This is a genomic window from Agrococcus versicolor (genome assembly GCF_039531815.1).
Classification (GTDB): Bacteria; Actinomycetota; Actinomycetes; order Actinomycetales; family Microbacteriaceae; genus Agrococcus; species Agrococcus versicolor.
Window position 1 is genome coordinate 383123 of sequence record NZ_BAAAQT010000005.1, and the last position, 12517, is coordinate 395639.

The window sequence follows — 12517 nt, forward strand, 5'->3', positions numbered from 1 at the left end:
GTCAGTCGAGCCCGAAGAGCGCCGGCCACGCGGCGGCGGCGGCGGGGTACCCCACGAACGCGACGACGTCGATGAGGATGTGCGCGATCACGAGCGGCAGCAGCCTGCCGAAGCGCGTGTAGAGCCAGCCGAACAGCAGGCCGAGCAGCAGGTTCGAGACGAAGCCGCCCACGCCCTGGTACAGGTGGTAGCTCGCGCGCAGCACCGCGGCGGCGACGATGATGCGGTACCGGCCCCAGCCGAGGCTCCGCAGGCGCTCGAAGAGGTAGCCGATGACGATGACCTCCTCGGTGACGCCCGCGCGGAACGCCGCGAGCAGGAGGATCGGCACCGTGAACCACTGCGCGTCGAGGGGGCTCGGCGCGAGGGCGGCCGTCACGCCGAGGGCGCGGCCGGCGGCGAAGATCGCCAGTCCCGGGATGCCGACGACGAGCAGGAGGCCCGCGGCGGCGCCGAGGTCGCGACCGGGACGGTCGAACGTGATGCCGAGGCGCGCGAGATGCGGCCGGCGGGAGCGCCAGAGGAGCCAGCACACGAGGACGACGGGCACGAGGTCGAGCAGGTGGCCCGTGAGCTGGTAGAGCAGGTCGAGCCATGCGCGGTCGCTGCGCGTCGGGTTGAGCGAGACGACCTGCTCGCCGATGGGGTCGGGACGCGTCGCGATGTCGGCGAGCTGGATGATCGACCAGATCGCGCTCGCGCCGAGCGAGACGAGCAGCACGCAGGCGATCTCGACCCAGCGGGAGCGGCGGGATCCCTCGAGGGGGTCGACGGTCGGGAGCCACGCGCGCGCGGGCGCGGTCGTCGTCACGACGCTGACGCCGGCGGCTCCGGCAGCGCGCAGGCGGGCGTGCCGCCGGGCAGCCGGTGGCGATGCGCCGACACCCAGTCGTAGCCGCGCGCCGCGACGACCCGGAGCCCGGGGGCCGCGAGCGCGCCGCCGATCATGCGGGGGAGCGCGCCGCGCTGCCCGGAGAGCAGGGCGGCGAAGGTCTGCGCTCCGTGCCAGCGCCTGCCGGACTCGCGGTCGATGAGCCACGCGAAGGTGGTGACGTCGTCGAGCGAGAGGCCGAGCTCGTCGAGGTCGACGCGCTGCCACGGTCGCGCCTCGGGGAAGCGGGGGAGGAGGGCGCGGAGGCGATCGACGCTCGTCGTGCAGAAGCCGCAGTCGCCGTCGAACACGAGGAGGGCTGGGCGCACGGCCCCAGTCTACGCGCGCATCGCGCTGCATCGGAGCGCCGCTGCCGCGCGAGACGCGCGCGAACCTGGCGCCGCACGCAACGATGCTGCGCTGTCCCCCTGCCGGAGCCGGTCGTTCGGATACGCCTTGGTAACGATCGGCGACATGAGTCACAGGCGTTCGTCACCCATCCCTACGCTGGGGGCAATCACGGATGCGCGGCCGATGTCGTGCGCCCACCCTGCACAGGAGGAACAGTGAGAATCAATCGATTCGCAGCGGGAGGTGCCGCGCTCGTCGCCGGCGCGCTCGTGCTCTCCGCTTGCACCCCCACCCCCGGGGGTTCGGGCGAGGAGATCGTCGAGGGCTCGTCGATCACGGTCGCGTGGAACCAGCCCTTCTTCTCTGCCAACGGCAGCACGTCGTTCGGCAACGCCACGGCGAACAACAACATCAACTACATGACGTACGGGGGGTTCAACTTCTACGACGCCACCCCCGAGCTGCAGCAGGACGAGTCGTTCGGCTCGTACGAGCTCGTCTCGGAGGACCCCCTCCAGGTGCAGTACACCGTCGCCGAGGGCGTGCAGTGGTCGGACGGCGTCGCCGTCGACTCCGCCGACATGCTCCTCAACTGGGCGGCGCTCTCGGGCTTCTACAACACCGAGGACTTCGACCCCGCCGAGTTCCAGGACCCCGAGACCGGCGAGTTCACGACGCAGTTCCCCGAGGACACCGTCTTCTTCGACTCCGGCGCATCGCCGACCGAGGGCCTCGGCCTCGTCCAGGAGGTCCCCGAGATCAACGAGGACGGCCGCGGCGTGCAGCTGAACTACTCCTCGTTCTACGTCGACTGGGAGCTCGCCTTCCAGGCCGGCCTCCCCGCGCACGTCATCGGCCAGCAGGCCCTCGGCATCGAGGACCCGCAGGAGGCCAAGGACGCCGTCGTCGCAGCCATCCAGGACGGCGACACCGCCGACCTCGCCGCGATCGCCGACTTCTGGAACACGGGCTTCAACTTCACCGAGATGCCCGACGACGAGTCGATCCTCGTGGCCTCCGGCCCGTACCAGATCACCGACTTCGTGCTGAACGACTACATCACGCTCTCGGCCAACGAGAACTACGTGGGCGACCACCAGCCGCAGGTCGAGCAGGTCACGGTGCGCTTCATCACCGACCCGCTCGCAGCCGTCCAGGCGCTGCAGAACGGCGACGTCGACGTCATCGCACCGCAGGCCACGGCCGACGTGCGCCAGCAGCTCGACTCGCTCGACGGCGTCACCGTGCAGTACGGCGACGACGCGACGTACGAGCACGTCGACCTGCAGTTCGACCAGAGCCGCAACCCGGGCGTATTCTCGTCGCTCGAGGCTCGCCAGTCGTTCCTGTACACGATCCCGCGCCAGGAGATCGTCGACACCCTCATCGTGCCGCTGAACCCCGAGGCGACCATCCGCGACTCCGCGGTGTTCCTGCCGGGCGCCGAGGGCTACGACGAGTCGGTCGCGAACTCGGGCGTCGACGCGTACGCAGAGGTCGACATCGACCAGGCGATCGCCCTGCGCGAGCAGGCCGGTCTCGCCGAGGGCACCGAGGTCTGCCTCCTGTTCGCATCGACGAACCCCCGCCGCGTGCAGGAGTTCCAGCTCATGCAGCAGTCCGCAGCCCTCGCCGGCTGGAACCTGACCGACTGCTCGAGCCCCGAGTGGGGTGGCCTCCTCGGCACGCCCGGTGCCTACGACGCATCGCTCTTCGGATGGCAGTCCACGTCGCTCGGCGTCGCGTCCTCGGGCCCGAACTTCTCGACCGACGGCATCAACAACATGTCGTTCTACTCCAACCCGGAGATGGACGACGTCGTCGCGCAGCTGAACGGCGAGGCCGACCCGGCCGAGCAGATCCGCCTGCAGCAGGAGATCGACCGCATCCTCATCGAGGACGCCTTCGGCCTCACCATCTTCCAGTTCCCGGCGGTCTCGGCCTGGAGCGACCGGATCACGGGTCTCGACCCGGCCCCGCTCGCACCGACGATCTTCTGGAACATCTGGGACTGGGAGCCGACGGAGAGCAACGTCGACGAGTCCTGACTCGACGTACCACCACAGGTGACGGCCCCTGCTAGGGTCTGACGCCTATACGGGGAGGCGCTGGGCTGCCCCCGCAGCCCAGCGCCTCTTCGCGTGATCTTCCAGAAATCTCTCCAACAGAGAGGCCTCCATGGCGACCTTCATCATCCGGCGCCTGATCGCGGCGATCCTCATCCTGCTCGCCGCGACCTTCCTCGTGTACAACATGGTCGCCTTCTCCGGCGACCCGCTCGAGGACCTGCGCGGGAGCCAGGCGCCGAACATCCAGCAGCTCATCGAGGCGCGCATCCGCCTCCTCAACCTCGACGTGCCGCCTCCGCTGCGGTACTTCATCTGGCTCAGCGGCATCGGCGGCTGCTTCATCGGCCAGTGCGACTTCGGATTCACGATCCAGCAGCAGCCCGTCGTCGTGCTGCTCGAGGCTGCGATGGGGCAGACCATCCAGCTCGTGACCATCTCGAACGTCGTCGCGATCATCCTCGGCATCGTGATCGGCATCACGACGGCCCTGCGGCAGTACAGCGCCTACGACTACGGCATCACGTTCGTGTCGTTCCTGTTCTTCTCGCTCCCGATCTTCTGGGTCGCGGTCCTCCTCAAGGAGTTCGGCGCCATCGGGCTCAACGACTTCCTGCAGGACGGCGGGGCGATCTCCCCGGTGTTCATCGCGATCTTCACGGTGGTGACCGGCCTCATCTGGGCGTCGCTCATCGGCGGCGACCTCAAGCGTCGAGCCGCGACGTTCGGCATCTCCGCCGTCGCGACGGCGGGCGTGCTGCTCTACATGAGCACGACCGGCTGGTTCCTCGACCCGCGCTTCCGCATCGGCAGCGCCGACCTCACGCTCGTGCTCGTGGGCGGCTTCATGCTCGCGGCGGCCTTCGGCGTGACCGCGATCCTCGCCGGCTTCAAGCGCAAGCGCCCGCTCGTCGTCGGCCTCGCGGTCGCGGTGCTCGGCATCGTGCTCTACGTGCCGCTGCAGTACACGCTGCTCAACCCGTCCGTCTTCGTCATGTCGATCCCGTTCCTGCTGCTCCTCGCGGTCGTCACGGTGCTCGTCGGCGTCGGCATCGGCTGGCTCTTCGGCGGCGAGCAGCGCTCGCAGGCCATGAAGGTCGGCGGCTGGGTCGCGTTCCTGTCGGGCTTCGTCATCGTCGTCGATCGCATCCAGCAGGTCTGGCAGCCGTACTCGGAGTCCGGCCGCATCCGCGGACGCCCGATCGCGACGATCGGCGCCTCGACGCCGAACATCGAGGGCTCGTTCTGGGTCATCAGCCTCGACACCCTCACGCACCTGCTGCTGCCGTCGATCGCGCTGCTGCTCATCTCGTTCGCCGGCTTCACGCGCTACACGCGCGCTTCGCTGCTCGAGGTGCTCAACCAGGACTACATCCGCACGGCGCGCGCCAAGGGCCTCACCGAGCGCACCGTCGTCGTGCGCCACGCCTTCCGCAACGCGCTCATCCCGATCGCGACGATCATCGCCTTCGACATCGCCGGCCTCATCGGCGGCGCGGTGATCACGGAGCGCGTGTTCGGGTGGAACGGCATGGGCACCCTCTTCCAGACGGGGTTGAACCAGACGGATCCGAATCCGGTGATGGCGTTCTTCATCGTCACCGGAGCGCTCGCGCTGCTGTTCAACCTCATCGCCGACCTGGCCTACGCGGCCCTCGACCCCCGGATCCGGGTGAGCTGACCCATGACCCTCCAGACCCAGCCCTCAGAGCCCCACGCCACCGACGCCGAGTCGAACCTCGAGCTGAAGGAGGTCGAGGGCCTCAGCCAGGGGCAGATCGTCCGCAAGCGGTTCTTCCGCCACATCGGCGCCGTGACGTCGATGATCGTCCTCGTCCTCGTCATCCTCCTGGCGTTCACGTCCGTCGGCATCTCGCTGTTCGGCCTGCGCATCCCCGGATGGTGGCAGTACAACTGGAACGAGATCCCGCCGGTCGTCGACGGCGGGCGGCCCTCGGCGCAGCACCCCTTCGGCCAGGACACCGTCGGGCACGACATCTTCGCCGTCGTGATGCGCGGCACGCAGCAGTCGCTCATGATCATGGTGATCGTCGGCATCATCGGCGCCGCGATCGGCATCGTGCTCGGCTCGCTGTCGGGCTTCTTCCGCGGATGGGTGGACTCGCTCATCATGCGGTTCACCGACGTGATCATCACGATCCCGTTCATCATCGCCGGCGCCGTCATCGGTGCCGCGTTCGGCAACCTCGGCGCCGCCGTGCTCGGCCTCGTGCTCGGGCTGTTCTCGTGGACGGGCCTCGCGAGGCTCGTGCGCGGCGAGTTCCTGTCGCTGCGCGAGCGGGAGTTCGTCGACGCCGCCCGCGTCGCGGGCGCCTCGAACGGCCGCATCATCTTCAAGCACATCCTGCCGAACGCCATCGGCGTCATCATCGTCAACACGACGCTGCTCATGGCCGGTGCGATCCTCGCCGAGACGGCGCTGTCGTACCTCGGCTACGGCGTGCGCGCGCCCGACACCTCGCTCGGCCTCGTGATCTCCGACAACCAGACCGCGTTCCAGACGCGGCCGTGGCTGTTCTGGTGGCCCGGCCTGTTCATCATCATCATCGCGCTCTGCATCAACTTCATCGGCGACGGCCTGCGCGACGCGTTCGACCCGCGCCAGAAGCGCATGCCGAGCGAGCGCGCCATGCGTCGCCGGGCGAAGGTCGCGGCCGACGCCGCGGTGCTGCGCGGTCACGAGTCGGACGATCCCGCGCATGCGGGAGCGCACGGCACCGTGGTCGACGAGACGCCCGCCGAGGCGGGCGGCCCCGACGGCGACGAGCCGCCCATCGTGCGCGGGGACGACCCCGCGACGGGTCGCTAGGAGCGCGTCAGTGGAGCAGCTGACCGACGAGCGCGAGCGCGCCGAGACCGGCGAGCGCGGCGATGACGCCTGGATGCCAGGTGCGCGTCGCCCGCTCGCCCTCGACGAGCTCGCCCGAGTCGCGCAGCTCCTCCCAGTGGGTGCGCGTCACGTGCGCGGCCGCGCCGGAGATCGACTCGACCGAGTCGCCGGGGCGGATGGCGTCGCCCACGAGCGAGGACTCGCGAGCGAGGCGGATGTCGTCGCGCGTGACGCGGGCGACGCCGTAGCGGCTGGGCGCGGGCGCGGCGAAGGCCGTGACGCGGCCCTCGGCCGTCGTGAGCTCGAGCGCCCACTTCGTGTCGATGCGCTGGATGGCGCCCCACGGCACCTGCCACGTCGACACGAGGTTCGCGACCTCGACGCCGCCGTGGTCGACCACGACGTGCGGGCGCCACATGATCGCCCACGTCAGGACGGCAGCGAGGATGGGCGTCCAGACGAGGCACGCCACGCCCCACAGGTCGTTCGTCGCGACGATCGCACCGATCGCCGCCGCCATGAGCACGGCCATGACGACCGTCATGACACGTCCGAACACCGAGCGGAACACCGCTCTCGAGTAGGCCATGCCGTCGAGTCTCCCAGAGGCGCGACCGCCCCATCGCCACGCATGGAAGGAGCACGGCTGTGACCCAGTCCGTCCCCACCGCATCCCCCGCATCGACCTCCGAGGTCGTGCTCGAGGCCACGGGCCTCAACGTCGACTTCTGGGTCGACGGCACCTTCTACCCGGCCGTGAAGGACGTGTCCTTCGAGGTGCGCCGCGGCGAGGTGCTCGCGATCGTCGGCGAGTCCGGCTCCGGCAAGTCGACGACGGCGATGGCGCTGCTCGGCCTGCTGCCCTACAACGCTCGCGTCTCGGGCTCCGTCGAGCTGCTCGGCCGCGAGATCCAGGGCATCGACGTCAAGGAGCTCCGCAAGGTGCGCGGCAACGAGATCGCCGTCATCTTCCAGGAGCCCATGACGGCCCTCAACCCCGTCTACACGATCGGCTTCCAGATCGTCGAGGCGCTCCGCAGCCACTTCGAGCTCACGCAGGCGCAGGCCAAGGAGAAGGCGATCGAGCTCATCACGGCCGTCGAGATGCCCGATCCGCCGCTCGCCTTCAACAAGTACCCGCACCAGCTCTCGGGCGGCCAGCGGCAGCGCGCGATGATCGCGCAGTCGCTCGCGTGCGACCCCGTGCTCCTCATCGCCGACGAGCCGACGACGGCGCTCGACGTGACGGTGCAGGCCGAGATCCTCGAGCTCATGCGCAAGCTGAAGGACGACTTCGGCTCGGCCGTCATCCTCATCACGCACGACATGGGCGTCGTCGCCGACCTCTCCGACCACATGATCGTCATGCGCAACGGCGCCGTGGTCGACCGCGGCACGTCGCTCGACATCTTCCAGCGCCCGAACCACGAGTACACGAAGGAGCTGCTCGCCTCCGTGCCGTACCTCGGCATCAACGAGGACCGCACGGGTCGTGCGGTCGAGGCGTCGAAGGTCGTCGAGGGCGTCGCGCCCGTGCTCGAGTTCGACAAGGTGACGATCGAGTACCCCAAGCGCGGTCGCGTGCCGGCGTTCCGCGCCGCCGAGGACATCGACCTCAAGGTGTACCCCGGCGAGATCGTCGGCCTCGTCGGCGAGTCGGGCTCGGGCAAGACGACGCTCGGTCGCGCGGCGATCGGCCTCCTGCCGATCACGTCCGGCAGGCTCGTCGCGGCGGGCGTCGACATCTCGGCCGCCACGATGAAGGACCTCGGTCCGCTGCGCCGCCGCACGGGCATCGTCTTCCAGGACCCGTCGTCGTCGCTCAACCCCCGCATGCCCATCGGCGAGTCGATCGGCGAGCCGCTGCTGCTCGCGGGCGAGCTGAAGGGCAAGGCGCTCTCGACGCGCGTCGAGGAGCTGCTCGCGTCCGTCGAGCTGCCGCGCTCGTACCGCAACCGCTACCCGCACGAGCTCTCCGGCGGCCAGAAGCAGCGCGTCGGCATCGCCCGCGCGCTCGCGCTCGCGCCCGAGCTGCTCATCGCCGACGAGCCGACGAGCGCGCTCGACGTGTCGGTGCAGGCGCGCTTCCTCGAGCTGCTCACCGGCATCCAGCAGGAGCTGCAGTTCGCGTGCCTCTTCGTCACGCACGACCTCGCGGTCGTCGACTCGCTCGCCCACCGCATCGCCGTGATGCGCAAGGGGCGCATCGTCGAGGAGGGCCCGCGCGACGAGATCCTGCGCCGTCCGCAGGACCCGTACACGCAGCGCCTCATCTCGGCGGTGCCGCTGCCGGATCCCATCGCGCAGCGCGCGCGTCGCGAGGAGCGCATCCGCGCGAAGGGCTGATCGCGCCGGCCCGCGAGGGTCCATGTGGGGGCGGCGCCGTCCGACGCGGTAGGATCGAAGGCAGGGACGCTCATCGAGCGCTCCCGAGATCCGTACACGCAGCGGCTGAGCGCGGCGGTGCTGCCCCGCCGAACCGGTCGGGCGGCGCGCGCCTCGGCCCGCATCCGAGCCCGAGAGGCTAGAGCATGGCCACTGCCACGCGTCCTGACATCCGCAACGTGGCGATCGTCGCCCACGTCGACCACGGCAAGACGACCCTCGTCGACGCGATGCTGAGGCAGACGGACTCGTTCGCCTCCCACGGCACGGTCGACGACCGCGTCATGGACTCCAACGAGCTGGAGCGCGAGAAGGGGATCACGATCCTCGCCAAGAACACGGCCGTGCGCTACGCCGGTCCGTCGTCCGACGGCTCGCCCGTGACGATCAACGTCATCGACACCCCCGGCCACGCCGACTTCGGCGGCGAGGTCGAGCGCGGCCTGTCGATGGTCGACGGCGTCGTGCTGCTCGTCGACGCGTCCGAGGGGCCGCTGCCCCAGACGCGCTTCGTGCTGCGCAAGGCGCTCGAGGCGTCGCTGCCCGTCATCCTGCTCGTCAACAAGACCGACCGTCCCGACGCGCGCATCGACGAGGTCGTGAGCGACAGCCAGGACCTCCTCCTCGGCCTCGCCTCCGACCTCGCCGAGGAGCGCGCCGACCTCGACCTCGACGCCGTGCTCGACGTGCCCGTCGTCTACGCGTCCGGCAAGGCCGGCCGTGCGTCGATCGAGTCGCCCGGCGACGGCAACCTGCCCGCGAGCGAGGACCTCGAGCCGCTGTTCGCGTCGATCCTCGAGCACATCCCCGCGCCGACGTACGACGACGAGGCGCCGCTGCAGGCGCACGTCACGAACCTCGACGCGTCGCCGTTCCTCGGCCGCATCGCGCTGCTGCGCATCTTCAACGGCACGATGCGCAAGGGCCAGACGGTCGCGTGGGTGCGCCACGACGGCTCGGTGCAGTCGGCGCGCATCACCGAGCTGCTCGTGACGAAGGCCCTCACGCGCGTGCCGGCCGAGAGCGCATCCGCCGGTGAGATCGTGGCGGTCGCGGGCTTCTCCGACATCACGATCGGCGAGACGCTCGCCGACCCCGACGACGTCCGTCCGCTGCCGCCCATCACGGTCGACGAGCCGGCCATCTCGATGACGATCGGCACGAACACCTCGCCGCTCGTCGGCAAGGTCAAGGGCTCGAAGCTCACGTCGCGCATGGTCAAGGACCGCCTCGACCGCGAGCTCATCGGCAACGTGTCGCTGCGCGTGCTCGACATCGGCCAGCCCGACGCGTGGGAGGTGCAGGGCCGCGGCGAGCTCGCGCTCGCCATCCTCGTCGAGCAGATGCGCCGCGAGGGCTACGAGCTCACGGTCGGCAAGCCGCAGGTCGTCACGCGCCGCGTCGACGGCGTCGTGCACGAGCCCTTCGAGGACCTCACGATCGACGTCCCCGAGGAGTACCTCGGCGCCGTGACGCAGCTGCTCGCAGGCCGCAAGGGCCGCATGATCACGATGTCGAACCACGGCACGGGCTGGGTGCGCCTCGAGTTCCTCGTGCCGAGCCGCGGCCTCATCGGCTTCCGCACCGAGTTCCTCACCATCACGCGCGGCACGGGCATCGCGAATGCGATCTCGGCCGGCTACGAGCGGTGGTCGGGCCCCATCGTCACGCGCAACTCGGGCTCGCTCGTCTCCGACCGCATGGGCGTCTCGACGCCCTTCGCGATCATGGCGCTGCAGGACCGCGGCGAGTTCTTCATCCAGCCCGGCGACGAGGTCTACGAGGGCATGGTCGTCGGCGAGAGCTCGCGCAGCGACGACATGGACGTGAACATCACCAAGGAGAAGAAGCTCAACAACATCCGCTCCTCCACGGGCGAGGAGCTCGAGCGTCTCACGCCGCCGCGCCAGCTCTCCCTCGAGGAGTCGCTGGAGTTCGCGGGCGACGACGAGTGCGTCGAGGTCACGCCGACCGCCGTGCGCATCCGCAAGGTCGAGCTCGACCACACGCTGCGCGCCCGCGCGGCGTCGAGGCTCAAGAAGCAGTCGCAGTCCTGACCTGCACCACCGACGCTCGACGGGCAGCGGTGCCTCGTGACGCGACAGCGGACCGGGGCGCGGCTGCCCGTCGTGCGTCGTGGCCGGGCGCATGCGCCCGGCAGGGCGCGTCGGGGGCCATGATCGAGGCATGAGCGCCTTCGCAGACCGCCCCTGGCTGTCCTCCTACGCACCCGGCGTGCCCGCCGACATCCCCGAGGTCGACGAGACGCTCGTCGAGATGCTCGACGGCGCCGTGCGCCGCCACCGGAAGGCCGTCGCGCTCGAGTTCTTCGGCGAGACGACGACCTACGCCGAGCTCGGCGAGGCGATCGAGCGGGTGGCGGGCGGCCTGCGGAGGCTCGGGGTCGATCGGGGCGACCGGGTGGCCATCGTGCTGCCGAACTGCCCGCAGCACGTCATCGCCTTCTACGCCGTGCTGCGCCTGGGCGCGATCGTCGTCGAGCACAACCCGCTCTACACCGAGCGCGAGCTGCGCCACCAGTTCGAGGACCACGGCGCCGCCGTCGCCATCGTGTGGGACAAGGTCGTGCCGACCGTGCTCGACCTGCCGAGCGACCTCGGCGTCGCGCGCGTCGTGTCGGTCGACCTCACGCGGGCGATGCCGCTGCGCACGCGCATCGCGCTGCGCCTGCCCATCGCGAAGGCGCGCTCGTCGCGCGCCGCCCTGACGACGGGCGTCCTCGCCTCCGGCGCCGTCGACTGGTCGGACGTCGCCGACGCGCGGCCCATCCGGCGCTCGCACGCCGGCCCCGAGGTCGACGACGTCGCCGTGCTGCAGTACACGAGCGGCACGACCGGCAGGCCGAAGGGGGCGATCCTCACGCATCGCAACCTGCGCGCGAACGCCGCGCAGGGCGAGGCGTGGGTGCCCGGGCTCGAGCGCGGGCGCGAGGTCGTCTACGCCGTGCTCCCGATGTTCCACGCCTACGGGCTGACGCTGTGCGCGACGTTCGCGATGAGCATGGGCGCGCGGCTCGTCCTCTTCCCGCGCTTCGACCCGGCGCTCGTCCTCCAGGCGATGCGGTCCGCGCCCGCGACGTTCTTGCCGGCGGTGCCGCCGATCTACGAGCGGCTCGCCGCGGCCGCCGCCGAGCGGCGCGTGAGCCTCGGCAGCATCCGCTTCGCGATCTCCGGCGCCATGAGCCTGCCCGTCGCGACGGTCGAGACGTGGGAGCGCGCGACGGGCGGCCTCCTCATCGAGGGCTACGGCATGACCGAGACCTCGCCGGTCGCGATCGGCAACCCGCTCGGCCCGTCGCGGCGACCGGGCGCCGTCGGCGTGCCCTTCCCGAGCACCGAGCTGCGCGTCGTCGATCCCGACGAGCCCACCGTCGACCGCGGCCCGGGCGAGGAGGGCGAGCTGCTGCTGCGCGGCCCGCAGGTGTTCCAGGGCTACTGGAACCGCCCGGAGGAGACGCGCGAGACCCTGCTCGACGACGGCTGGCTGCGCACGGGCGACCTCGTGCGCGTCGACGCCGACGGCTTCGTCACGATCGTCGATCGCCGCAAGGAGCTCATCATCACCGGTGGCTTCAACGTCGCGCCCTCCGAGGTCGAGGAGGCGCTCGTGGCGCATCCCGACGTCGCCGAGGCCGCGGTCGTGGGGCTGCCGAGCCGGAGCGGCGGCGAGACGGTCGCGGCCGCCGTCGTGCTCGCGCCGGGCGCCGAGCTCGACGTCGAGGCGATCCGCGAGCACGGCCGGTCGCGGCTCGCGGCGTACAAGGTGCCGCGCCGCATCGTCGCCGTCGACGACCTGCCCCGCTCGCTGATCGGCAAGGTGCTGCGCCGCGAGGTGCGCGAGGCGCTGCTCGCGAGCGACGGGGAGTCGCAGGGGGCCTGACCCCGCCGTCGCGGACCCTCCGTCCTCTGGGGCACCGCGTCACATGGCGCAACGGGCCAGCGGGGGAGGGCGTCGGCGACCTAGCCTGCCTGC

At 70.7% G+C, this 12517-nt stretch carries 9 protein-coding genes; 6 read left to right on the forward strand and 3 right to left on the reverse strand.

Annotation, left to right across the window (positions count from 1 at the left end; genetic code table 11):
- Position 1: 1 nt before the first annotated feature.
- Together ABD249_RS04660 and ABD249_RS04665 are read right to left on the reverse strand one after the other, a co-directional pair.
- Positions 2-811, reverse strand: coding sequence for a CPBP family intramembrane glutamic endopeptidase (locus ABD249_RS04660; protein ID WP_344340888.1), 810 nt, complete (start codon positions 809-811; stop codon positions 2-4).
- Positions 808-1200, reverse strand: coding sequence for a thiol-disulfide oxidoreductase DCC family protein (locus ABD249_RS04665; protein ID WP_344340891.1), 393 nt, complete (start codon positions 1198-1200; stop codon positions 808-810). The genes ABD249_RS04660 and ABD249_RS04665 overlap by 4 nt, the downstream gene beginning before the upstream one ends.
- Before the next feature lie 237 nt (positions 1201-1437).
- On the opposite strand from ABD249_RS04665, the gene ABD249_RS04670 reads away from it, so the two are divergent.
- The 3 genes from ABD249_RS04670 (at position 1438) to ABD249_RS04680 (ending at position 6118) form a co-directional block, all read left to right on the forward strand.
- Positions 1438-3270 (forward strand): ABC transporter family substrate-binding protein, encoded by a 1833-nt coding sequence (locus tag ABD249_RS04670; RefSeq protein WP_344340894.1) that lies wholly within the window; start codon positions 1438-1440, stop codon positions 3268-3270.
- Between the two features lie 130 nt (positions 3271-3400).
- Positions 3401-4969: an ABC transporter permease gene (locus ABD249_RS04675; RefSeq protein ID WP_344340896.1), complete on the forward strand. Its 1569-nt coding sequence runs from the start codon at positions 3401-3403 to the stop codon at positions 4967-4969.
- 3 nt (positions 4970-4972) lie between these two features.
- A complete protein-coding gene (locus tag ABD249_RS04680) occupies positions 4973-6118 on the forward strand; it encodes an ABC transporter permease (RefSeq protein ID WP_344340899.1) in 1146 nt (381 codons plus the stop codon).
- A gap of 7 nt (positions 6119-6125) precedes the next feature.
- On the opposite strand, the gene ABD249_RS04685 is transcribed toward ABD249_RS04680, so the two are convergent.
- On the reverse strand, positions 6126-6728 hold the full coding sequence (locus ABD249_RS04685; protein ID WP_344340902.1) for a PH domain-containing protein: 603 nt from the start codon (positions 6726-6728) through the stop codon (positions 6126-6128).
- A gap of 59 nt (positions 6729-6787) precedes the next feature.
- Here ABD249_RS04685 and ABD249_RS04690 point away from each other — a divergent pair, with 59 nt between their 5' ends.
- The 3 genes from ABD249_RS04690 (at position 6788) to ABD249_RS04700 (ending at position 12424) form a co-directional block, all read left to right on the forward strand.
- Positions 6788-8485, forward strand: a complete 1698-nt coding sequence (locus ABD249_RS04690) for an ABC transporter ATP-binding protein (protein WP_344340905.1) — start codon at positions 6788-6790, stop codon at positions 8483-8485.
- A gap of 185 nt (positions 8486-8670) precedes the next feature.
- Positions 8671-10581: a translational GTPase TypA gene (gene typA / locus ABD249_RS04695; protein ID WP_344340907.1), complete on the forward strand. Its 1911-nt coding sequence runs from the start codon at positions 8671-8673 to the stop codon at positions 10579-10581.
- Between the two features lie 130 nt (positions 10582-10711).
- On the forward strand, positions 10712-12424 hold the full coding sequence (locus tag ABD249_RS04700) for a long-chain-fatty-acid--CoA ligase (RefSeq protein WP_344340910.1): 1713 nt from the start codon (positions 10712-10714) through the stop codon (positions 12422-12424).
- Positions 12425-12517: the final 93 nt, after the last annotated feature.